Annotated in this window: 24 protein-coding genes; 8 read left to right on the top strand and 16 right to left on the bottom strand. The window is 68.5% G+C overall.

The window, feature by feature from the left end; genetic code table 11:
- Together A5712_RS22870 and A5712_RS22875 are read right to left on the bottom strand one after the other, a co-directional pair.
- The coding region (locus A5712_RS22870) for a PPE family protein (protein WP_156766724.1) at nt 1-589 on the bottom strand (589 nt) is incomplete at its 3' end.
- 364 nt (nt 590-953) lie between these two features.
- Nucleotides 954-2,351: a glycine--tRNA ligase gene (locus A5712_RS22875; protein WP_197519474.1), complete on the bottom strand. Its 1,398-nt coding sequence runs from the start codon at nt 2,349-2,351 to the stop codon at nt 954-956.
- Between the two features lie 186 nt (nt 2,352-2,537).
- Between A5712_RS22875 and A5712_RS22880 the strand changes: the two genes are divergently transcribed.
- The 3 genes from A5712_RS22880 to A5712_RS22890 all read left to right on the top strand — a co-directional run bounded on the left by A5712_RS22880 (nt 2,538) and on the right by A5712_RS22890 (nt 4,511).
- Nucleotides 2,538-2,978: a metalloregulator ArsR/SmtB family transcription factor gene (locus A5712_RS22880; RefSeq protein WP_068110198.1), complete on the top strand. Its 441-nt coding sequence runs from the start codon at nt 2,538-2,540 to the stop codon at nt 2,976-2,978.
- Nucleotides 2,975-3,367, top strand: coding sequence for a Fur family transcriptional regulator (locus A5712_RS22885; RefSeq protein ID WP_068110202.1), 393 nt, complete (start codon nt 2,975-2,977; stop codon nt 3,365-3,367). Before A5712_RS22880 ends, A5712_RS22885 begins: the two co-directional genes overlap by 4 nt.
- A 145-nt stretch (nt 3,368-3,512) precedes the next feature.
- Nucleotides 3,513-4,511 (top strand): alpha/beta fold hydrolase, encoded by a 999-nt coding sequence (locus A5712_RS22890; protein ID WP_068110204.1) that lies wholly within the window; start codon nt 3,513-3,515, stop codon nt 4,509-4,511.
- On the opposite strand, the gene A5712_RS22895 is transcribed toward A5712_RS22890, so the two are convergent.
- From A5712_RS22895 to recO, 3 genes are read right to left on the bottom strand one after another with little or no spacing between them, the layout of a single operon-like run.
- A complete protein-coding gene (locus A5712_RS22895) occupies nt 4,508-4,936 on the bottom strand; it encodes a hypothetical protein (protein WP_068110207.1) in 429 nt (142 codons plus the stop codon). The genes A5712_RS22890 and A5712_RS22895 overlap by 4 nt on opposite strands.
- Nucleotides 4,936-5,820, bottom strand: coding sequence for a decaprenyl diphosphate synthase (locus A5712_RS22900; protein WP_068110210.1), 885 nt, complete (start codon nt 5,818-5,820; stop codon nt 4,936-4,938). The genes A5712_RS22895 and A5712_RS22900 overlap by 1 nt, the downstream gene beginning before the upstream one ends.
- Complete coding sequence (recO, locus tag A5712_RS22905; RefSeq protein ID WP_068110213.1) at nt 5,813-6,610, bottom strand: DNA repair protein RecO; 798 nt, start codon at nt 6,608-6,610, stop codon at nt 5,813-5,815. Before recO ends, A5712_RS22900 begins: the two co-directional genes overlap by 8 nt.
- A 61-nt stretch (nt 6,611-6,671) precedes the next feature.
- Between recO and A5712_RS22910 the strand changes: the two genes are divergently transcribed.
- Entirely contained in the window at nt 6,672-8,177 is a 1,506-nt protein-coding gene (locus tag A5712_RS22910) for an amidase (protein WP_068110216.1), read from the top strand.
- A 50-nt stretch (nt 8,178-8,227) separates the two neighbouring features.
- Nucleotides 8,228-9,685, top strand: coding sequence for an aminotransferase class I/II-fold pyridoxal phosphate-dependent enzyme (locus tag A5712_RS22915; protein ID WP_068110220.1), 1,458 nt, complete (start codon nt 8,228-8,230; stop codon nt 9,683-9,685).
- A gap of 1 nt (nt 9,686) precedes the next feature.
- Here A5712_RS22915 and A5712_RS22920 read toward each other — a convergent pair whose 3' ends face one another.
- From A5712_RS22920 to hrcA, 10 genes are all read right to left on the bottom strand, one after another.
- On the bottom strand, nt 9,687-10,478 hold the full coding sequence (locus A5712_RS22920) for an SDR family oxidoreductase (protein ID WP_068110224.1): 792 nt from the start codon (nt 10,476-10,478) through the stop codon (nt 9,687-9,689).
- Nucleotides 10,479-10,519: 41 nt separating this feature from the next.
- Entirely contained in the window at nt 10,520-11,431 is a 912-nt protein-coding gene (gene era, locus A5712_RS22925; RefSeq protein WP_068110229.1) for a GTPase Era, read from the bottom strand.
- Complete coding sequence (locus A5712_RS22930) at nt 11,428-11,691, bottom strand: cytidine deaminase (RefSeq protein WP_068110346.1); 264 nt, start codon at nt 11,689-11,691, stop codon at nt 11,428-11,430. Before A5712_RS22930 ends, era begins: the two co-directional genes overlap by 4 nt.
- A gap of 53 nt (nt 11,692-11,744) precedes the next feature.
- Nucleotides 11,745-13,052: a hemolysin family protein gene (locus tag A5712_RS22935; protein ID WP_068110232.1), complete on the bottom strand. Its 1,308-nt coding sequence runs from the start codon at nt 13,050-13,052 to the stop codon at nt 11,745-11,747.
- Nucleotides 13,053-13,153: 101 nt separating this feature from the next.
- Nucleotides 13,154-14,524 (bottom strand): PE family protein, encoded by a 1,371-nt coding sequence (locus A5712_RS22940; protein WP_068110234.1) that lies wholly within the window; start codon nt 14,522-14,524, stop codon nt 13,154-13,156.
- Nucleotides 14,525-14,722: 198 nt separating this feature from the next.
- On the bottom strand, nt 14,723-15,256 hold the full coding sequence (gene ybeY, locus A5712_RS22945; RefSeq protein ID WP_068110237.1) for an rRNA maturation RNase YbeY: 534 nt from the start codon (nt 15,254-15,256) through the stop codon (nt 14,723-14,725).
- Complete coding sequence (locus A5712_RS22950; RefSeq protein ID WP_068110240.1) at nt 15,253-16,299, bottom strand: PhoH family protein; 1,047 nt, start codon at nt 16,297-16,299, stop codon at nt 15,253-15,255. Before A5712_RS22950 ends, ybeY begins: the two co-directional genes overlap by 4 nt.
- A 57-nt stretch (nt 16,300-16,356) precedes the next feature.
- Nucleotides 16,357-17,163, bottom strand: coding sequence for a 16S rRNA (uracil(1498)-N(3))-methyltransferase (locus A5712_RS22955; protein ID WP_068110243.1), 807 nt, complete (start codon nt 17,161-17,163; stop codon nt 16,357-16,359).
- A gap of 103 nt (nt 17,164-17,266) precedes the next feature.
- The gene (dnaJ, locus tag A5712_RS22960) at nt 17,267-18,412 is read right to left on the bottom strand and encodes a molecular chaperone DnaJ (protein ID WP_068110246.1); all 1,146 of its coding nucleotides are present in this window, start codon (nt 18,410-18,412) and stop codon (nt 17,267-17,269) included.
- A gap of 70 nt (nt 18,413-18,482) precedes the next feature.
- Nucleotides 18,483-19,526 carry a heat-inducible transcriptional repressor HrcA gene (gene hrcA, locus A5712_RS22965; RefSeq protein WP_068110250.1) on the bottom strand — a complete coding sequence of 348 codons (1,044 nt, stop codon included), beginning with the start codon at nt 19,524-19,526 and terminating at the stop codon, nt 18,483-18,485.
- A 164-nt stretch (nt 19,527-19,690) separates the two neighbouring features.
- Between hrcA and A5712_RS22970 the strand changes: the two genes are divergently transcribed.
- From A5712_RS22970 to A5712_RS22980, 3 genes are all read left to right on the top strand, one after another.
- Nucleotides 19,691-20,005: a type II toxin-antitoxin system VapB family antitoxin gene (locus tag A5712_RS22970; RefSeq protein WP_068110252.1), complete on the top strand. Its 315-nt coding sequence runs from the start codon at nt 19,691-19,693 to the stop codon at nt 20,003-20,005.
- Between the two features lie 61 nt (nt 20,006-20,066).
- The gene (locus A5712_RS22975; protein WP_068110255.1) at nt 20,067-20,663 is read left to right on the top strand and encodes a carboxymuconolactone decarboxylase family protein; all 597 of its coding nucleotides are present in this window, start codon (nt 20,067-20,069) and stop codon (nt 20,661-20,663) included.
- Nucleotides 20,660-21,541, top strand: coding sequence for a sigma-70 family RNA polymerase sigma factor (locus A5712_RS22980; protein WP_068110258.1), 882 nt, complete (start codon nt 20,660-20,662; stop codon nt 21,539-21,541). Before A5712_RS22975 ends, A5712_RS22980 begins: the two co-directional genes overlap by 4 nt.
- On the opposite strand, the gene A5712_RS22985 is transcribed toward A5712_RS22980, so the two are convergent.
- On the bottom strand, nt 21,535-22,038 hold the full coding sequence (locus tag A5712_RS22985; protein WP_068110260.1) for a hypothetical protein: 504 nt from the start codon (nt 22,036-22,038) through the stop codon (nt 21,535-21,537). The genes A5712_RS22980 and A5712_RS22985 overlap by 7 nt on opposite strands.
- Nucleotides 22,039-22,154 lie beyond the last annotated feature (116 nt).

Raw genomic sequence — 22,154 nt, forward strand, 5'->3', positions numbered from 1 at the left:
CGGCAACCTGCGACGCCACCCCGGCCAGCGGCGATGCCGCCAACGCCGCCAGCCCCGCGAGGTCGACGGGCGGCAGGCTGAACGACGGCAACGCCGCGGCCACACCCAACGCGCCGCCGTGATAGCTCAGCATCGCGGCGACGTCCTGGGCCCACATCTCCAGGTACTCGAACTCGGTCATCGCGATCGCCGGGGTGTTCTGGCCCAGGGTGTTCGCCGCGATCAGCGCCATGAATTGCTGACGGTTGGCCGTCACCGCCGCGGGGGGCACCGTCGCCGCCAACGCCGACTCGAACGCCGTCGCCGCCACGCGGGCCTGGCCCGCCGCGGCCGCGGCCTGCGCCGCGGCTGAACTCAACCACCCCACGTACGGTGCGGCGGCCGCCGCCATCGCGGCCGACGACGGACCGGTCCATGGCCCGCCGGTCAATCCGGTGACCACCGAGTTGAACGACGACGCGGCCCCCGACAGGTCCGAAGCCAGCGCGTCCCAGGCCGATGCCGCCGAGAACAACGGCCCCGAACCCGCCCCCCGGGATATCCGCGCCGAATTGATCTCCGGCGGCAGCCAGGAAAAGTCGAGGACCATCACGACCCCCTACATCAGGCCGCGGCAGGCGCCGCGGCTGCCGGGAAATGAACACAGCCCACTGCCGGATCGTAAGACAAAAATCGCCGAACTACAGCATCTTTTTTCTAAACTTGAATCGATCGAAAAGATAGACTTGACCGAGTCAACTACTCAAACTTGATCTAATCCGAACACGGCACGTCAACCGTCGCGTACCAGCGCCGTTTTGTCAGTCGCGGTGCGGCCGTCCGACTCACCGCGCGATTTGCAGGTACAAATTCCTAAACCCGGTCGAATTGACCTTGTTGGAATTATTTTCTCAATAGCGGCGACAAATTGCGGTCGGGCCTAATCGCGTTATTTACGCCCGGGGCCCGGGCGGCTAGCAACCCTTGAGGCGCGCGGCCAGGTAGTCGGCGACGGCGCCGATGGCCACCCGGTCCTGGGTCATCTTGTCGCGCTCGCGCACGGTCACGGCGTCGTCGGAGAGCGAGTCGAAATCCACCGTCACGCAGAAGGGCGTACCGACCTCGTCCTGGCGCCGGTAGCGGCGCCCGATGGCGCCGGCGTCGTCGAAATCGATGTTCCAGTTCTTGCGCAATTCGGCGGCCAGGTCGCGGGCCTTGGGGCTCAGGTCGGCGTGTCGCGACAGCGGGAGCACCGCGGCCTTGATCGGCGCCAGCCGCGGGTCGAGCCGAAGCACCGTGCGTTTGTCCATGCCGCCCTTGGCGTTGGGGGCCTCGTCCTCGGTGTAGGAGTCGATCAAGAACGCCATGAACGACCGCGTCAGGCCGGCCGCCGGTTCGATGACGTACGGGGTGTACCGGGTGTCGTTGACCTGGTCGTAGAACGACAGGTCTACGCCGGAATGCTTTGCGTGCGTTGACAAGTCGAAGTCGGTTCGGTTGGCGACGCCTTCCAGCTCGCCCCACGGGTTGCCGGCGAAACCGAACTTGTACTCGATGTCGACGGTGCGGTCCGAGTAGTGCGACAACTTCTCCTTCGGGTGCTCGTACAGTCGCAGGTTCTCCGGGTCGATGCCGAGGTCGACGTACCACTCGCGCCGCGTGTCGATCCAATACTGGTGCCATTCCCTGGCGGTCGACGGCTCGACGAAGAATTCCATCTCCATCTGTTCGAACTCGCGGGTGCGGAAGATGAAGTTGCCGGGGGTGATCTCGTTGCGGAAGCTCTTGCCGATCTGCCCGATGCCGAACGGCGGCTTGCGGCGGGCCGTCGTCACCACGTTGGCGAAGTTGACGAAGATGCCCTGCGCGGTTTCGGGCCGCAGATAGTGCAGCCCCTCCTCGGTTTCGATGGGCCCGAGATAGGTCTTGAGCATCATGTTGAACTCGCGCGGCTCGGTCCATTGGCCCTTGGTGCCGCAGTCCGGGCAGACGATCTCGGTCATCGCCACCGAATCGGGGTCGCCGATCCCCTTCTTCGCCGCGTAGGCCTCCTGCAGGTGGTCCTGACGGTACCGGTGGTGGCAGTTCATGCACTCCACCAGCGGGTCGTGGAAGACCTCGACGTGGCCGGAGGCCACCCAGACCTGGCGCGGAAGGATGATCGACGAATCGATGCCGACCACGTCGTCGCGGCCGGTGACCACCGCGCGCCACCACTGGCGCTTGATGTTCTCCTTGAGCTCCACGCCCAGCGGACCGTAGTCCCACGCCGATTTGGTGCCGCCGTAGATCTCACCCGAGGGAAAGACGAAGCCCCGCCGCTTGGCCAGGTTGACAACTGTGTCGATGACGGACGCCACGGGGCAGTGCACTCCCTCTCGAAGATCCGGGCAAACAGGTGGGCGGCAAGGCCGCCCGCAAAACATCAGCCATGGTATCGACCGCCGCCCCGGTCTTTGACATGCGTCATCATGCATGTGACAGTGGAAGGCGGCCGACCATGACTCCGTCGCGCCCCTTCCACAAGACCCGGCACTTCTCGAGGTGATGACTCTCGGATGACGATGTCCTCCTCTGTGCCCCTTCCTAAGTCCGGTCCGGCGCAGACCGCCGCGGCCGACGACGCACGCCCCGACCTGGGCGGAATGCCTCACCAGCACGGCGGCGCCGCTGCTGAGCACGGGAGATTTCCCGAATATCCCGTGCCGCCGTCACGCGAGATCCTCGACGCCGCCGGCGAGCTGTTGCGCGCGCTGGCCGCACCCGTGCGGATCGCCATCGTGCTGCAGTTGCGCGAATCGCAGCGCTGCGTGCACGAACTGGTCGACGCGCTCGGTGTGCCGCAGCCGCTGGTCAGCCAGCATCTGAAGATCCTCAAGGCGGCCGGCGTGGTCGCCGGGGAGCGATCCGGCCGCGAGGTGCTCTACCGGCTCGCGGACCATCACCTGGCGCACATCGTCGTGGACGCGGTCGCGCACGCGAGTGAGGACACCCAGTGACGGGCACCAGCGTGCGCGCCACCCGCCAGCGCGCGGCGATTTCCACGTTGCTGGAGACGCTCGACGAATTTCGTTCCGCCCAGGAACTGCACGACGAGCTGCGCCGGCGCGGCGAGAACATCGGTCTGACCACCGTGTATCGCACGCTGCAATCGATGGCCGCGGCCGGATTGGTCGACACGCTGCGCAACGACACGGGCGAGTCGGTCTACCGCAGGTGCTCGGAGCATCATCACCACCATCTGGTGTGCCGCCACTGCGGCGCCACCATCGAGGTGGGCGACCACGAGGTCGAGGAGTGGGCGGCGCAAGTGGCCGCCAAGCACGGCTTTTCCGACGTCAGCCACACCATCGAAATCTTCGGAACGTGCTCGGAGTGCGGGTCCTAGGCTGAACCGCCTCGGTGCGGACGTCGTGTTTTGTCTGACCGAAAAAAGTTCTGAAAAAAGCGTCCGATACGCGACCGTTGCGTGCTCCTACCCATGAGTGGCCCACGGGCCGAGGCAACCAGAACTCAAGGGAAGCGAGAACACGATGCGGAAGCAACCCGCCCCCCACCTGCGGCCGGTGCGCGACGTCGAGGGACCGTCACTGCAGTTTCGCACCATCCACGGCTACCGCCGCGCCTTCCGGATCGCCGGTTCCGGGCCGGCCCTGCTGCTGATCCACGGCGTCGGCGACAAGTCCGAGTCGTGGGGGCCGGTGCACGCCAAGCTCGCGCAGCGCTTCACCGTCATCGCGCCGGACCTGCTGGGCCACGGCGAATCCGACAAGCCGCGCGCCGACTACTCGCTGCCGGCCTTCGCCAACGGGATGCGTGACCTGCTCGCCGTGCTGGGCATCGAGCGGGTCACCGTCGTCGGGCATTCGTTCGGCGGCGGCGTGGCGATGCAGTTCGCCTATCAGTACCCGCATCTGGTCGAGCGCCTCGTGCTGGTCAGTGCCGGTGGCGTCGAGTCGGACGTCAGCTTCGCGCTGCGGTTGGCCGCGATGCCGTTGGGCAGCGAGGCGCTGGCCATGGTGCGCGTGCCGGGCGCGCTGCCCGCGATGCGGGTCTTTGGCCGCGCCGTTCAGGCCCTGCTCGGTTCCACCAAGTTCGGTCGCGACGCCGTCGACACCGTGCGGCTGCTCGAGGGTTTCCGCGACCCCGCTGCGTTGGCGGCGTTCGCGCGCACCCTGCGGTCGGTGGTGGACGGGCGCGGCCAATACGTCACCATGCTTGATCGCAGCTACTTGGTGCAATCCGTTCCCGTGCAAATCATTTGGGGCGAGGACGACGTCGTCATCCCGGTGAGCCACGCCCGGACGGCCGACGCGGCGATCGCCGGGTCGCGCCTGGCGATCTTCGAAAAGTCCGGGCACGTGCCGCATCACGACCACCCGGATCGCTTCGTCGAGGTCGTCGAGCGATTCATCGACTCGACCCGGCCCGCCGATCACGACCCGAACCTCATGCACTCGCTGCTGCGCACCGGCGCCCGCGAGGACCTTGCACCGGCAGCCGTCGCGCCGGCCGAATCCGCCGTGTCCTAGCCCGTCACCGAACGCCGGATCTCGGCGCCCGTGTCGAGCACCAGCAGGATCAGCGTGCGCAGCGCGTCGTCGGTGAGCCCGCCGCCGGGAAAGTTGTAGCGCAGCATGACATCGCCGGTTTTGGACGCGCCCTTGCCGGAGTTGCGTTGCACCGCCTTGTCATTGACCTTTTCGACCACGGTCACGCTGCCGAAGTTGCTGTCGCGCGCCTGCTTGGCGATCTGGTCGGCGACCTTCTTGGTCAGCGGCAGGTCCCAGGCCAGGATCTGGGTCAGCGAGACCAAGTCCAGGTCCTCGGCGATGTTCACCACCCGCAACGACGCCAGGGTTCCGTTGTGGCGCAACGTGAGTGCGCCGTCAGGTTCCTCGTCGACGGGAAGCACGTCGCGCAGTATCGATGCCAGACGCTCCTGCAGTGACGGCATCAGGCGCTCCCGAATCTTCTATTGCGCTCGGCGTATTCCTCGCAGGCGGCCCACAGGTCGCGGCGGTCGTAGTCGGGCCACAGCTTGTCGGAAAAGATGTATTCGGCGTACGCCGCCTGCCAGAGCATGAAATTGCTGGACCGCTGCTCCCCCGACGTCCGCAGGAAAAGGTCCACGTCGGGGATGTCGGGCCGTTGCAGGTGACGCGAGATCGTCGCCTCGGTGATGCGTTCCGGGTTGAGCCTGCCGGCCTGCGCCAACCGGGCGATATCCTTTGCGGCGTCGGCGATTTCGGCGCGGCCGCCGTAGTTCACGCAGTAATTCACCGTGATGACGTCGTTGCCGACCGTCATGGCCTCGGCGATCGCCAGTTCATTGATGACGCTGCGCCACAGGCGGGGCCGTGAACCCACCCACCGGATCCGGACCCCGATCGTGTTGAGGTTGACGCGGCGCATGCGCACCACGTCGCGGTTGAACCCCATCAGGAAGCGAACCTCCTCGGGGGAGCGCTTCCAGTTCTCGGTGGAAAAGGCGTACAGGCTGAGCCATTTGATCCCGATTTCGATTGCGCCACAAACGATGTCGATCACCACCGCCTCGCCCGCCCGGTGGCCGTCGGTGCGGCTCAGCCCACGCTGGGTGGCCCAGCGACCGTTGCCGTCCATCACGATCGCGACGTGATTGGGCAGGCGGTCCGCCGGGATCCGCGGCGCGGCCGCCTTCGAAATGTGCTGCGGCGGCCGGCGTGGGCCACCGTCGGCGGACGGCGGCAGCTCCGGGAAGACGACCGGCCAGGTCGACTTGTCGGGAAAGACCGGGTAATCGTCGGGTGCGGGGGGCAGTTGCGGGAAGTCGGTCGACTTCGGCTTGCGCTCAACCACAGGCCATATCCTGCCCGAACAGCGTTGCACGCCGTTCGGCGATGGTGCGGTCGGCCTGATACGTCCGCTCCACCAGCGGCAACGTTTTGAGCTGACGCTCCAGATGCCATTGCAGGTGCGCGGCCACCAATCCGCTGACGTGGCTGCGGTGCGATTGCGGCGACGCCTCGGCGGCCTCCCAATCGCCGTCGTGCAGCGCGGTCATCAGATCTAGCACACCCGGCGGCGGGGTGGTCGAACCGGCCGGGCGGCAGTGTGGGCAGACGCTGCCCCCGGCGGCGATATGAAACGCCCGGTGGGGGCCGGGCGTCGCGCACCGGGCGCACTCGGTGAGCGCCGGCGCCCATCCGGCGATGCCCATGGCGCGCAGCAGGTAGGCATCCAGCAGCAGGTCACGGGGCCGGCGGCCGTCGGCGACCGCCCGCAGCGCGCTCACCGTCAGCCGGTGCAGGGCCGGGGCCGGGGCCCGCTCCTCGCCGGCGAGCCGCTCGGCGGTTTCCAGCATCGCGCAGCCGCAGGTGTACCGGCCGTAGTCGTTGACGATGTCGGTGGCGAACGCATCGATGGCGACGACCTGGGTGACGATGTCCAGGTTGCGCCCGGGGTGCAGTTGCGCGTCGATGTGAGCAAACGGCTCAAGTCGCGCGCCGAATTTGCTGCGGGTGCGCCGAACGCCCTTGGCCACCGCGCGAACCAGCCCGTGATCGCGGGTCAGCAGGGTGACGATCCGGTCGGCCTCGCCGAGCTTGTGCTGGCGCAGCACAACGGCCCGGTCTCGATATAGCCGCATCACAATAGTTTTGCACCCCGCCGCGACAATCCGGGTATCCGCGCCGTTAGTCTCGTACCCCGTGATTGGCGCTTCCGGGTCCGCTTTCGGGGCCCTTTCTGGCCCGGGTTCGGGATCCGGCGGCCAGCGCCTGCCCACGCTGACCGACCTGCTCTACCAGCTGGCCAGCCGGGCGGTGACGTCGACCACGCTGGTGAGCCGTTCGCTGCACGCCATTCACACGAGCCAGTCGACGCTCAATGCCTTTCGGGTGGTGCTGACCGAATCGGCGCTGGCCGACGCGGCGGAGGCCGACCGGCGACGCGCGGCCGGCGACACCGCCCCGCTACTGGGCATCCCGATCGCGGTCAAAGACGACGTCGACGTCGCGGGCGTGCCGACCGCGTTCGGCACCGAGGGATACGTGGCGCCCGCCACCCAGGACGCCGAGGTGGTGCGCCGCCTGAAAGCCGCCGGCGCGGTGATCGTGGGCAAGACGAACACCTGCGAGCTGGGCCAGTGGCCGTTCACCAGCGGCCCGGGGTTCGGACACACCCGCAACCCCTGGTCGCGGCGGCACACGCCGGGTGGATCGTCGGGGGGCAGCGCGGCCGCGGTGGCCGCCGGCCTGGTCACCGCCGCGATCGGCTCCGATGGCGCCGGCAGCGTGCGCATCCCCGCGGCGTGGACGCACCTGGTGGGCATCAAGCCGCAGCGCGGTCGCATCTCCACCTGGCCGTTGCCGGAGGCGTTCAACGGGATCACGGTCAACGGCGTGTTGGCGCGCACCGTGGCCGACGCCGCGCTGGTGCTGGACGCCGCGGCCGGCAACGTCGAGGGCGACCGGCACAAACCGCCCCCGATCACCGCGTCCGACTACGTCGGGAAGGCGCCCGGTCCGCTCAACATCGCGCTGTCAACGCGGTTCCCGTACACCGGTTTCCGGGCCAAGCTGCACCCGGAGATCCTGGCCGCGACCCGGGCCGTCGGCAAGCAGCTGCAGCTCCTGGGCCACACCGTCGTACCCGGCAACCCCGACTACGGGCTGCGGTTGTCGTGGAATTTCCTGGCCCGGTCCACCGCCGGGCTGCGGGAGTGGGAGGAGCGGCTGGGCGAGGGCGTCATCTGGGACCCCCGCACGCTGTCCAACCTGCGGGTGGGACACGTGATGGGCGAGGCGATCCTGCGCAGCGCGCGCCGCCACGAAGCCGCCGACCAGCGCCGGGTCGGCTCGATCTTCGACATCGTCGACGTGGTGCTCGCGCCGACCACCGCCCAGCCGCCGCCGCTGGCGCGCGCCTTCGACCGGTTGGGCGGCTTCGGCACCGACCGCGCCATGATCGCCGCGTGCCCGTTGACGTGGCCGTGGAACCTTTTGGGTTGGCCGTCCATCAACGTGCCGGCCGGGTTCACCTCCGAAGGTTTGCCAATCGGCGTCCAGCTGATGGGCCCGGCAAACAGCGAGGGGCTGCTCATCTCGCTGGCCGCCGAGCTGGAGGCCGTCTGCGGCTGGTCGACCAAGCAGCCGACGGTGTGGTGGCACGCCGGCAGCGACACGCCGCCCGCCGGCGCGCCGCCGCGCAGATAGTCGCGCCGGGGTGCGCACATAGCCCGCGGCAACCCGGGTATCCCCCTGCCATGGATCAATCCGATGCTCCACTGCTGAACGCGCTGGCCGACTACCGCGACAAGAACCGCTACGGGTTCACGCCACCGGGCCACCGGCAGGGCCGCGGCGCCGACGACCGCGTGCTGGCGGTGCTGGGTCGCGAACCGTTCCTCGACGACGTGCTGGCCAGCGGCGGCCTCGATGACCGCAAGACCAGCAACGAATTCCTGAAGCGGGCGGAGGACCTGATGGCCGACGCCGTCGGCGCCGAGGTCGCCTGGTTTTCCACCTGCGGCAGTTCGCTGTCGGTGAAGGCGGCGATGATGGCGGTGGCCGGCGGTGACGGCAGCCTGCTGGTGAGCCGGGACAGCCACAAGTCCATCGTGGCGGGCCTGATTTTCTCCGGCGTGCAGCCCCGTTGGATCACCCCTCGCTGGGACGCCGAGCATCACTTCTCGCATCCGCCCTCGCCGCACGAGGTGGAGGAGACGTGGCAGAAGTACCCCGACGCCGCCGGTGCGCTGGTCGTGAGCCCCAGCCCGTACGGGACCTGCGCCGACATCGCCGGAATCGCCGAGGTGTGCCACGCGCGCGGCAAGCCGCTGATCATCGACGAGGCGTGGGGTGCGCATCTGCCATTCCATGAGGACCTGCCCACCTGGGCGATGGACGCCGGTGCGGACGTCTGCGTGGTCAGCGTGCACAAGATGGGGGCGGGCTTCGAGCAGGGCTCGGTGTTTCACCTGCAGGGCGATCTGATCGATCAGAAGCGCCTCTCGGCGTGCGCGGACCTGCTGATGACCACCAGCCCCAACGTGCTGGTGTATTCGGCGATCGACGGTTGGCGGCGGCAGATGGTGGAACAGGGTCACGAATTGCTCGGCGCCGCACTCGATTTGGCGCATCAGCTGCGCGACGAGATCGAACGCATTCCCGACGTGGAGGTGCTCGACGACGAGCTACTCGGGGTGCAGGCATCACACGACCTGGACCGAATGCAGGTGCTGATGGACGTAGCGGCCACGGGCACTTCGGGTTACCAGGCCGCCGACTGGCTGCGCGCGCACGCTCACGTCGATATCGGGATGAGCGATCACCGCCGCATCTTGGCGACGCTGTCCTTCGCCGACGACAAGACGACCGCCGACCGTCTCACCCAGGCGCTGACCGAATGGCGCAAGGCGGCCGACGATTTCGAGCCCCCACCGCAAATCGACCTGCCGTCGCCCGATGAGTTGCAATTGGAGAACGTCTGCCTGCCGCGCGACGCGTTCTTCGGGCGCGTCGAGGCGGTGCCGAGCGATCGGGCGGCGGGTCGGATCTCCGCCGAGCAGGTCACGCCCTATCCGCCCGGCATTCCGGCGGTCGTTCCCGGCGAACGCCTCAATGACGCGGTGCTGGACTACTTGCGCTCCGGTGTGCGCGCCGGGATGAACGTCCCGGACGCGGCCGATCCATCGATGGAGACCATCCGGGTGCTCGCCTGACTCAGTTGCCGTTGCCGCGCGGCATCGACATGACGCGGTTGCCGATGGCTTTGACGTCGTCGGGCAGCACGCGGTTCGCCGCGCCCATCAACTTCGAAAAGACCGAGCCGGCAACGACTTTCTGATCGCCGCGCATCAGCGCGTCGAACCCCTGGCGGGCGACCTGAGCGGGGTCGTCCTTGGGCATTTTGCCCATCAGTGAATCGACCATTTTGGCGCGGGCGAAGAAGTTGGTGTCCGTCGGGCCGGGCATCAGGGCCGTGACAGTGATTGAGGTGTCCCGCAATTCGTCGCGGAGCGCCTCGGCCAACGATTGGATGAACGACTTCGACGCGTTGTAGACGGGCTGGTAGGAACCCGGCATCTGAGACGCGATGGACGACGTGAAAAGCACCTTGCCGTCGTCACGGTTCGCCATGTCGCGCAGCACCAGCTTGGCCAGATGCACCGTCGAGCGCACGTTGAGATCGACCATCGCGAGGTCGTCGGCCAGCTCACTCTTGAGGAACATCTCCCCGCGACCGACGCCCGCGTTGAGCGCCGCCGCTGCCAGCACGCGGTCGCCTTCGATCGTGCTCTGGTACAGGTGCTCTACCCCGTCGGGATTGCGCAGGTCAACTTGTACCGGCTGCACGGCGGCGCTGTACTGGGACAATTTTTGGGGTACGTCGTGGATTACATCGTCCTCGGCCGCCACGACCAGGTCGTAGCCGTGTTGGGCGAACTGCTTGGCCAGTTCGAACCCGATGCCGCTGGACGCGCCGGTTATCAGTGCGAGTTGTGGTTGCGTCATGCTGGGCGGCTACCCGTTACGAGGCAGAAAAAACTTGAGGGCTAAAAACCAAGCCGACCAAGCTGTTTGGGGTCGCTCTGCCAGTTCTTGGCCACCTTGACGCGCAGGTCGAGGTAGATCTTGGTGCCCAGCAGCTTCTCGATCTGGGCCCGCGCGGCGGTACCCACTTCCCGCAGCCGCGCGCCGCCCTTGCCGATGACGATGCCCTTCTGGCTGTCCCGCTCGACGTAGAGGATGGCGTGCACGTCGATGAGATCATCCCGGTCGTCCCGCGGATTGATTTCGTCTATCACCACCGCCAACGAATGGGGTAGCTCGTCGCGCACCCCCTCCAGCGCGGCCTCGCGGATGAGCTCGGCCATCAGGACCTCTTCGGGCTCGTCGGTCAGCTCGCCGTCGGGGTAGTACGCGGGGCCGACGGGCAGCGCCGCGGCCAGCACGTCGATCAGGACGTCGACCTGCGCGCCGGTTACCGCCGACACCGGCACGATTTCGGCTGAGCCGCCGACCAATTCGCTGGCGGCGACGAGCTGCGCGGCCACCCGGTCTTTGGGCACCTTGTCGATTTTGGTGACGACCGCGACGAGCGTGGTCTTGGGCGCGACCGCTCGGATCTGTTCGACGATCCAGCGGTCGCCGGGTCCGATGGCCTCGTCGGCCGGGATGCACAGCCCGATCACGTCGACCTCGGCGTAGGTATCGCGGACCAGGTCGTTGAGCCGCTTGCCCAACAGGGTGCGCGGGCGATGCAGGCCCGGGGTGTCGACCAAGATGATCTGGAAGCTGTCGCGGTGCACGATCCCGCGGATGGTGTGCCGGGTGGTCTGCGGCCGCGTCGACGTGATCGCCACCTTGGCGCCGACGAGGGCGTTGGTCAGCGTGGACTTGCCGGTATTCGGCCGGCCGACCAGACATACGAAGCCCGAACGGAATTCGGGCGCATCGGCGCTCATAGCAGGTTGCCGGCGCGGTCGGTGACGATGATCACGGCCGTCGGCGACAGTTCGCGAACCGCGACGATGCCGGGATCGTCGGCGGATCCGGCAACCAGGACGGCCGCCTCGAGGCCGGTCGCCCCATTGGAGGCGGCGGCGGCGACCGCGGCCTGCAGCCCAGTCAGCTTCAGCGTCGGCAAGTCCACCGGTGCGGCCGCATACGTGCGACCGTCGGCGTCGCGGACCGCGGCGCCGCTGTCGGCTTCCGCGCGGGCCATCGCGGCGCGCGCCAGCACCACCAGCTTGGCGTCCTCGGCGTCCAGTTCCTCAGTCACTCGGCCTCCCCATCGGTCGACCCGTTGGCGCCGTCGGGCTCGGCCGGGCTCAGCAGCACGGTGTTGATGCGCACTCGCCCGCGATGGTCCGGGCCGCCCTCGGCGCGCAACCGCAGGCCGTGCGACACCACCTCGGCCCCCGGCAGCGGCACCCGGCCCAATTCCAGGGCGACCAGGCCTCCCACGGTGTCGACATCGAGGTCGTCATCGAATTCCACGTCGTAGAGTTCCCCCACATCTTCGATCGGCAGCCGCGCGGAAACCCGAAAGTGTTTGTCGCCCAGGTCTTCCACCGGGGCGGTTTCCGCCTCGTCGTACTCGTCGGCGATCTCGCCGACGATTTCTTCCAGCACGTCCTCGATGCTGACCAGGCCGGCGATCGCGCCGTACTCGTCGACGAGCAGGGCCATGTGGTTGCGGTCGCGCTGCATCTCCCGCAGCAGCGCGTCCAGCGGCTTGGAGTCCGGCACGAAGACCGCCGGGCGCATCACCTCCGACACCTTGGTGTCCCGCCCACCGTCGGGAGACGAGAACGCCTGCTGGACAAGGTCTTTGAGATACACCACCCCGACGATGTCGTCGACGTTCTCGCCGATCACCGGGATGCGGGAATGCCCGCTGCGCACGGCGAGGTTCATCGCCTGGCTGGCGAGCTTGTCGCTTTCGATCCAGATCATCTCGGTGCGCGGCACCATCACCTCGCGGGCCGGGGTGTCACCCAGTTCGAAGACCGACTCGATCATCCGGCGTTCATCGGCGGCGACCACGCCGCGCTGCTGCGCGAGGTCGACGACCTCGCGCAGTTCGATCTCGGAGGCGAACGGGCCGTTGCGCAATCCCCGGCCCGGGGTGAGCGCGTTGCCCAGGACCACCAGCAAGCGGCTGAGCGGCATCAGCAACCACGAAATCGCTCGCAGCGGAAGGGCCGTCACCAAGGAAATGGAATACGCGTGCTGGCGGCCTAAGGTGCGGGGTCCGACTCCGATCACGACGAAGCTGGTCACCACCATGATCGCGGCCGCACCGAACAACCCCCACTTGATGCCCCAGTTGTCGTAAAGGAACACCACCAACAAGACGGTCGCGGTGATCTCGCAGATGATGCGCAGCAGCACCATCAAGTTGATGTAGCGGGGCCGCTCGGTCATCACCTTCAGCAGGGACACCGCGCCGGGTCGCTCTTCTCGCACCAGTTCCTGCACCCGGGCCATCGAGACGGTGCTGACGGCGGCGTCGATCGCCGCGAAGAGGCCGCCCAGCGCGATCAAGGCGATCGCACCGAGCAGCTGGAACACCCCGGTCAACTGTCGAAATACCTTGAGATAGTGGCTTGCTCCTAAGTGCGGCGGCCCAAACTGCGCATCGTCAGCCTAGGTGGTCGGCGCCGCCCACGTTAGAACAACCCCTAGCCGAACAACCCGGTTCCGGCCTTGCCGGCCTTGCCGTCCGTCCCGATGCCGAACCCGGCGATGCCGCCGTTACCGCCGAAGCCGAACAGCGTGTTGCCGCCGTTGCCGCCGTTGCCGCCGGTGGCGGTGCCCGCGAAGCCGCCGGCCCCGCCTTCACCGCCGTCGCCGAACAGCACCGCAACGCCGCCGTTACCGCCGTTACCGCCGTTGGTTCCGCCACCGCCGCCGACGCCACCGGCGCCACCGGTGCCGTACAGCATGCCGGCGTTGCCGCCGGCCCCGCCGGCCCCGCCGAGGATGCCGCTGTCCCCTCCGGCGCCGCCGACGCCGCCGGCACCGATCAGGAAGCCGTTACCGCCGACTCCGCCGGCCCCGCCGGTCGTGAAGCCAAACCCGCCGCTGCCGCCGGCCCCGCCGGGACTGAACAGCAGCCCGGCATTGCCGCCGTTACCGCCCGCGCCACCGGTCCCGGCAGCCAGGTCTGTCGCGCCCGCGCCGCCGGCACCACCGGCACCGAACAACAGCCCGGCGTTGCCGCCGTTACCGCCGGCCCCACCGGTGGTCCCGCCTTGCCCGCCGGCGCCGCCGCCCCCGCCGGAACCGAATAGCAGGCCGCCGTGGCCTCCCGGCCCGCCGGCCCCACCGGTGGTGTTGCCTCCCCCACCGACCCCACCAAGCGCGCCCGGGCCGAATAGCAGGGCGGATCCACCGGCCCCGCCGGCCCCGGCGATGGGGGCAGGCCCCCCGCGTCCACCGACGCCGGGGGCACCGAACAGCCCGCCGGTCCCGCCGGCCCCGCCCGTCCCGCCGATGGTGGCACCGGACCCGCCGGCCCCGCCGCTACCGCCGGAGCCGAACAGCCCACCCGCGCCGCCCGCGCCGCCGGTACCGCCGGCGCCGGCCGCCGAGTTGATTCCGGACCCGCCGGCGCCGCCGTTGCCGATCAGCCAGCCACCGTTGCCGCCGGGTTGACCGGTTCCAACCGCGCCGGGTGCGCCGTTGCCGATCAGCGGTCGGCCGGACAGCAACAGGAAGGGCGCGTTGATGGCACCCAGCAGGTCTTGCTGCACGCTCTGCAACGGCACGGCGCTCGCCGCCTCGGCGCCCGCATAGGCGGCCCCGGCGGCGTTCAATGCCCGCACGAACTCGGAATGAAATGCCGCCGCCTGAGCGCTGAGCGCCTGAAAGGCTTGTCCGTGCCCGGAAAACAGCGACGCGATCGCCGCCGAAACCTCGTCGGCAGCGGCTGCCGCCACTCCCGTGGTTGGCGCCGCCGCGGCATTCGCGGCGGTCAGCGCCGAGCCGATGTCGGACAGATCCGTTGCCGCCGAAGCCAAAAACTCCGGGGCCGCCACCAAATACGACATCGCATTCCTTCCGCCAGATCGTCGACATATCGGTGAAGCGGGCGCACATGAAATTGTGTCGAGAGCGTACGCCCATTTCGAGCGGATATTCCAGTGTTTACGCTAAGCAATTCGCCCACGGTGCTAGATCACTTGCACCGCAAGGGATCTTGGAGGTGCGTCAGAACCCGGCGTATTCCATTTTCGTGGATAGCGGGCTCAGTTGTCGAAATACCTTGACTTGTCCAGCAACCGGCGGTCGCGTTCTTCTTGGCGATCCTGCTGGTAGGCCTCGACCTGTTCGGCGACCCATTCTTCGAGCAACCGGTCCTGCAAAGCGAACATCTCTTTTTCCTCGTCCGGCTCGCCATGGTCGTAGCCGAGCAGATGCAGCACGCCGTGAATTGTCAACAGCGCCAACTCATGTCCCAGGCTGTGGCCCGCCGCGGCCGCCTGTTCGGCGGCGAATTCCGGGCACAGCACGATGTCGCCCAGCATCGAGGGGCCGGGCTCGGGCGCGTCCGGCCGCCCGCCGGGTTCGAGCTCGTCCATCGGGAAGCTCATCACGTCGGTCGGCCCGGGCAGGTCCATCCAGCGCATGTGCAGGTCGGCCATCGCGGCGGTGTCGAGCAGCACCATCGACAGCTCGGCGCTCGGGTTGACGTCCATCCGGGCGATGACGAACTTCGCGACGCTGACCAATTCCGCTTCGGAGACGTCGATGCCCGATTCGTTGGAGACTTCGATGCTCATCGGCGGCTGCGACCACCGGAAGCCCGCCGGGCCGCCCGGTTCATCCCCGAGCCGGGCTCTTCGTAGCGGGCATAGGCTTCGACGATCTCCGAGACGAGCCGGTGACGCACCACGTCGACGCTCGTCAGCTCCGCGATGCAGATGTCGTCGACGCTGTCGAGGATCTCGACCGCCGACCGCAGGCCGGACCGGGCGCCACCGGGAAGGTCGATCTGGGTCATGTCGCCGGTGACGACCATCTTCGACCCGAAGCCCAGCCGGGTGAGGAACATCTTCATCTGCTCGGCGGTGGTGTTCTGTGCCTCGTCGAGCACGATGAACGCAGAATTCAAACTTCTACCACGCATGTACGCCAACGGCGCGACCTCAATCACCCCCGCGGACATGAGCTTTGGGATTAGCTCGGCGTCCATCATGTCGTAGAGCGCGTCGTACAGCGGCCGCAGGTACGGGTCGATCTTTTCGCTCAGCGTGCCCGGCAAAAAGCCAAGGCGCTCACCGGCTTCCACCGCCGGGCGGGTCAGGATGATCCGGCTCACCTGCTTGGTCTGCAGCGCGTGCACAGCCTTGGCCATGGCCAGATACGTCTTGCCGGTGCCGGCGGGTCCGACCCCGAACACGATCGTGTTCGCGTCGATCGCGTCGACGTAGCGCTTCTGGTTGAGCGTCTTGGGCCGGATCGTGTTGCCGCGCCAAGACAAGACGTCCAGGGTCAGCACCTCGGCCGGTGATTCGTTGCCGGTGCCGACCAGCATCGCCACGCTGTGCCGCACCACCTCCGGCGTCAGCGGCTGGCCGCCCGCCACGATGGCGATGAGCTCGGAGACCGCCCGCTCGGCGAGCGCCACGTCGGCCGGCTCTCCCGAGATGGTGACCGCGTTGCCCCGCACGTGCAGATCGGCGTTGAGGGTGCGTTCCAATGCGCGCAGGTTTTCGTCTGACGAACCGAGCAGGCCCACGACGAGATCGGGCGGAACGTTGATGCTGCTGCGAACCTGGGAGGTCGATGCTGCGTCAGCAGCGCTGGTCTCGCGGGGCGTCACGTGGTTTCCGATGCCTGCCTTCTGGGGTCCTGACGTGGTGAAATCCTGGCTTGCAGTCTACCGCCGGTCAGGACTGTGTCCCAACGGTTCGTTCGCGGGCGATTGTGTATCCGCATGTTGATCCCATCGCTGGGTGAGCACGCCCAGCGCCCCGAGTGCCACCGCGGCCGCGCTCGACGTCCGCAGCACCTGCGGCCCGAGCCGGACCGCGACCGCGCCCGCCTCGGTCAGCGCGTCGATCTCGTCGGGCGCGATGCCTCCTTCGGGACCGATCAGCAGGTATACCGAATCCGCTTGGCCCACATGGTTATCCGCAAGGCGATCGGTCGCCGACTCGTGCAGGGCCAGCACCGTGGACCCGGCCGCCACCTCGTCGCGAACCCGCTGCGTCAGCGCCGCGGTGGACACCAGTCCGTCGACGGGCGGGATGTGCGCCCGACGGGACTGCCGGGCCGCCGAACGGGCGACGGCGCGCCACCGGCGCAGGCCCTTGTCGACCCGGGCGCCCTCCCAGCTGGCCACGCAGCGGGCCGCCTGCCAGGCCAGGAACGCGTCGGCGCCGGCTTCGGTGGCCAGTTCGATCGCCAGCTCGGAGCGGTCGGACTTGGGCAGCGCCTGCACCACCGTCACCGCGGGATGCGGTGGCTCCACGGCCCAGCGCTCCAGGACCCGGGCCCGCAGCCCGTCGCGGCCCGATTGCTCCACCACGCACCGGCCGAGGGTTCCGGCGCCGTCGCCGAGCACCAGTTCTTCGCCGGGACGAATTCGCCGCACGGTGGCGGCGTGGAAGCCCTCGTCGCCCTCGACGGCGGCCAGCTCGCCGGCGTCGGGCAGTGCGTCAACGTAAAACAGCGTTGCCACCATGGGTTCTCCTACGCCAGCCGCCACCGAGCGTGGGCGCTAGGTACGAAATCTGGCCTGAATTCGTACATAGACCCCACGTTCGACGAAATGAGACGAAGGCGGACTAGCGCCCGGTAAACGTCTCGCGGAGCCGGCTGAACAGCCCGCCGCCGGCGTGCGTCGAGCGGACCTCGGCGACATCGCGGCCGCGGCGGTCCTTGAACTCCCGCAACAGTTCGGTGTCGCGGTGGTCCAGGCGGGCCGGGACCACCACCTCGACGTGGACGTTCAGGTTGCCCCGGGCGCCCGAGCGCAGGTGCGGCATCCCGTGGCCGCGCAGCGTGATGACCGTGCCGGGCTGCGTGCCCGGCGGGATGGTGATCTCGCTGGTGCCGTCCAGGATGGCGTCGATGGTGATGGTGACGCCCAGCGCCGCGTCGACCATCGGCACCGAGACCGTGCAGTGCAGGTCGTCGCCGTCGCGGACGAAGATGTCGTGGGCCTGCTCATGGACCTCGACATAGAGGTCACCGGCCGGCCCTCCCCCGGGCCCGACCTCGCCCTGGGCGGCGAGCCGGACGCGCATGCCCTCGCCGACGCCGGCCGGGATCTTGACGCTGATCTCCCGGCGCGCCCGCACCCGGCCGTCGCCCATGCACTGGTGGCACGGGTCGGGAATGACCACCCCGACACCGCGGCAGGTGGGACACGGCCGTGACGTCACCATCTGGCCCAGCAGCGAACGCTGCACGGTCTGCACCTCGCCGCGGCCACCGCAGGTGTCGCAAGGGACGGGCACGGAGTCGCCGTTGGTGCCCTTGCCCTGGCAGCGGTCGCACAGGACCGCCGTGTCGACGGTTACCTGCTTGGTCACCCCGGTCGCGCATTCTTCGAGGTCCAGCCGCATCCGCAGCAGCGAGTCCGAGCCGGGCCGGACCCGCCCGATGGGACCGCGCGAGGCCGACCCCGCGCTGAAGCCGCCGCCGAAGAAGGCCTCGAAAACGTCGCCCAGGTTCCCGAAGCCGCCGAACCCGCCGCCGGCCGCGGCGGCGTTCTCCAGCGGATCGCCGCCCAAGTCGACGATCCGTCGCTTCTCCGGGTCGCTCAGCACCTCGTAGGCGACGCTGATCTCCTTGAACTTCGCCTGCGCGGCCTCGTCGGGGTTGACGTCCGGATGCAGCTCGCGCGCCAACTTGCGGTACGCGCGTTTGATCTCCGCATCGCTGGCGTTCCTGCTCACGCCGAGCAGCCCGTAATAGTCGCGTGCCACGCCTGACTCTCCTGAAACGTCTTAAGCCGCGGCTACGCGGCCGTCCACAAACTCCGGTGCGGGGGCACGGTCATCGGGCACCCAACACTTCGCCGATATACATCGCAACCGCAGCCACGCTGGCGATAGTTCCCGGATAGTCCATCCGGGTGGGTCCCAGCACACCCATGCCGCCGTACACGGTATCGGAGTGACCGTACGCGGTGGACACCATCGAGGCCCCGACGATCTGCTCGGCGGCCGTCTCGTGGCCGATGCGCACCGTCACCTTGCCGGCTTCCTGCTGGGCGGCCAGCAACCGCAGCACGACCACCTGCTCCTCGAGGGCCTCCAGGATGGACCGCAACGAGCCGCCGAAGTCCGCGGCGTTGCGGGTCAGGTTGGCGGTGCCGCCCATCAGCAGGCGTTCCTCGGTGTGCTCCACCAGCGACTCCAGCAACACCGTCGCCGAACGGCCGACGGCGTCGCTGAGGTTGTTGGCCAGCCCGCTGCGCCCGTGCAGCTCCCCGGCCAAGTCGGCGACCGCGGTCGACGCGGCCGAAAGGCGCTTGCCCACCAGGGCCTGGCCGAGCATCTCGCGCAGCTGGGACAGCTGATGGTCGTCGATGACGTCACCGAGCTCGACGATGCGCTGGTCCACCCGTCCGGAGTCGGTGATGACCACCATCAACAGCCGCGCCGGTGTCAGCGAGACCACCTCCAGATGGCGCACGGTCGACGTCGACAACGTCGGGTACTGGACCACCGCCACCTGGCGGGTCAGTTGCGCCAGCAGGCGCACCGCGCGACGCAGCACGTCGTCGAGGTCGACGCCGGATTCCAGGAAACTTTGGATGGCGCTCCGCTCGGCCGAAGACAGCGGCTTGACGTCGTCGAGCCGGTCCACGAATTCGCGGTAGCCCTTTTCCGTGGGCACCCGGCCGGAGCTGGTGTGCGGCTGGGTGATGTATCCCTCGGCCTCCAGCACCGCCATGTCGTTGCGGACCGTGGCGGGTGAGACGCCAAGGTTGTGCCGCTCCACCAATGATTTCGAACCGATCGGTTCCTTGGTGGCGACGAAGTCGGCGACGATGGCGCGCAGCACCTCAAAGCGACGCTCGTCGGCGCTTCCCATCGGCTCCCTCCTCCTTGATTGCGTCCATTTTACGGGTCGCAAAGGGTGCCAAGCGCCATTAGCGGTCGGCTGGCGGCGAACTCCGGCGAGTTCCCGGCTAGCCTGTCCTGCATGTACCGGTCGGGCCGAGGCGACGCTTCGCGGACATCGTTGAAGGCCCGCCGATGATCTTCAAGGGCGTGCGCGAGGGCAAGCCATATCCGGATCATGGGCTGTCCTATAAGGACTGGTCCCAAATACCGCCCCAGCAGATCCGGCTCGACGAGTTGGTCACGACGACGACCGTGCTGGCCCTGGACCGCCTGCTGTCGGAGGATTCCACCTTTTACGGCGACCTTTTCCCCCACGCCGTCCGCTGGCGGGGCATCACTTACCTGGAGGACGGCCTGCACCGTGCGGTGCGCGCCGCGCTGCGAAACCGCACGGTGCTGCACGCCCGGGTGTTCGACATGGATATGCCGCTGAGCCAGCAGGCCTAGCCGTCACGTTTGGGCGTCGCCCGGTGTCGACCTAGTAGGACGACATTCAAGGAGGACCGCCATGCCTCGGCTGCAAGGAGTCTCGGACCGCGACGCCACGCTGGGCGCCAAGATCGCCTTCTTCTTCACCAAGCGCAAGCTGTCGCAGATGGCCGGCCTACAGACGGCGGGGATGTTGGAACCGCTGCGCATGTACGCGCACATCCCGCGGTTGCTCAACGCCTACGGCAAGCTGGAGCAGGCCGAGTCGAAGCTGGATATCCTCAGCCCCCGCCAGCGCGCGCTGGCCGAGTTGAAGTCGGCGACCACGGTGGGCTGCGAGTACTGCATCGACCTGGGTTCACAGATCGCGCGCCAGTGGGGAATCACCGACGAGGAGCTGCTCGGGATGGCCGACTACCGCAACGCGTCGTGTTTCTCGGAGCTCGACAAGCTGATCCTGGAGTACGCCACCGCGATCAGCCGGACCCCGGTCGAGGTGAGCGACGGGCTCTTCGAGGCGCTGCGCGCCCACTTCGACACGCCGCAACTCGTCGGGCTGACCCACGTCATCACGCTGGGGAACCTGCGCGCCCGGTTCAACATCGCGCTCGACATCGGGTCCTCCGGCTTCTCCGGTAACCGGGTCTGCGCCCTGACCGAGACCGGTCGCGCGTGACCGGGGCGGACGCTTCGCTGTCCGCGCGCTTCGAGGCGGCGCGGCCGAGGCTGGGCGCCCTCGCCTACCGCATGCTGGGCTCGGTCGACGACGCCCAGGATGCCGTGCAGGAGGCCTGGCTGCGGCTCACCAACGCTGGGGACATCGCGAACCTCGACGCCTGGCTGACGACCGTGGTGGCCCGCATTTGCCTGAATGCGTTGCGCGACCGGCACGGGCGGGGCCGGGAGGAGCCGGTCGGGCAGCTGCCGGACCCGATCGTCGATGCCGAGGGCGAATTCGATCCCGAACATCGGGCGATGCTCGCCGACGCGGTGGGGCTGGCGTTGTTCGTCGTCCTCGACACGCTGCCGCCGGCGGAGCGGCTGGCCTTCGTGCTGCACGACGTGTTCGCCGTCCCGTTCGACGAGATCGCGCCCATTGTCGAGCGGACGCCGGAGGCGACGCGCAAGCTGGCCAGCCGGGCGCGCCAGCGCATCCAGGAGGCCGATCCGGCCCCCGACAGCGGGGTCGCCGCGCAACGAGAGGCCGTCGACGCGTTCTTCGCCGCGGGCCGCGCCGGCGATTTTGACCGCCTGGTGTCGGTGCTCGATCCCGGCGTCGTGTTGCGGGGCGATTTCGGCAAGGGCGCCAACGTATTCCGCGCCGAGGGCGCGACGGCCGTGGCCAAACTCGCCCGCGGCTACGGGGGACCGGAGCGCGAGGTGCGCCCGGCGATCGTCAACGGCGCCGCCGGTGCGGTCATATTCGTTGCCGGGCGGCCCACGGCCATCATGGGATTCGTGGTGCGCGACGGGCTGGTCGCCAGCATCGACGTGCTGGCCGACCCCGATCGGATCGCCAAACTAGACCTGCGCGCCGTGCGCGCCGATCACTGACCGGCGGCCTGCAGCAACTCCATCGCCGAGGAGCGCGACAGCACCCAGCCGCCCTGGTTGACGAACGTGACGTTCTGGGTCACCGGCGACGTCAGCTTGGGACCCGAGACCGCCACGTCGGCCGTCGCGGACCCCGCCGCCGTCGGTTGGATGTTGGAGACGCCGAACGTCAGCGGCAGGTCGCCGTTCTTGGCCGCCTTCTGCAGCTTCTTGTCGGCGACGTGCGCTTCGATCCCGCTGATGCCACCTTCGACTAGGTTGCTCTTGTTGGAGAACGAAACGCTGGGATCGGCAAGGCTATTCAGCAGGCCGGTCAACTGATTGGCCGTCGGCACGTTCACCGCCTGGGGCGGGTCCAGCGGCAACGGCGCGCCGACCGTGATCAGCCGCACCGAGGCCTGCTCACCCGGCGCCGCAATGGACGTGATGCCGGCGGCCGCTCCCCCGATGACGGCCAGCGCTGCCGCACCGCCGGCGAAGAATTTAACGGTTTTCATGGTCCCCCCTTGGGCGGGCACGCGTCGACGGACCGTGCCAATGTGCGTCTTTTCGATTGTTGTTTCGTGTTTGCGCACCGAGACGTTACGGCCACGCCATGTGAACAACCTGTGCG

Origin of the sequence: Mycobacterium sp. E2327 (genome assembly GCF_001672675.1) — a bacterium.
Lineage (GTDB): Bacteria > Actinomycetota > Actinomycetes > Mycobacteriales > Mycobacteriaceae > Mycobacterium.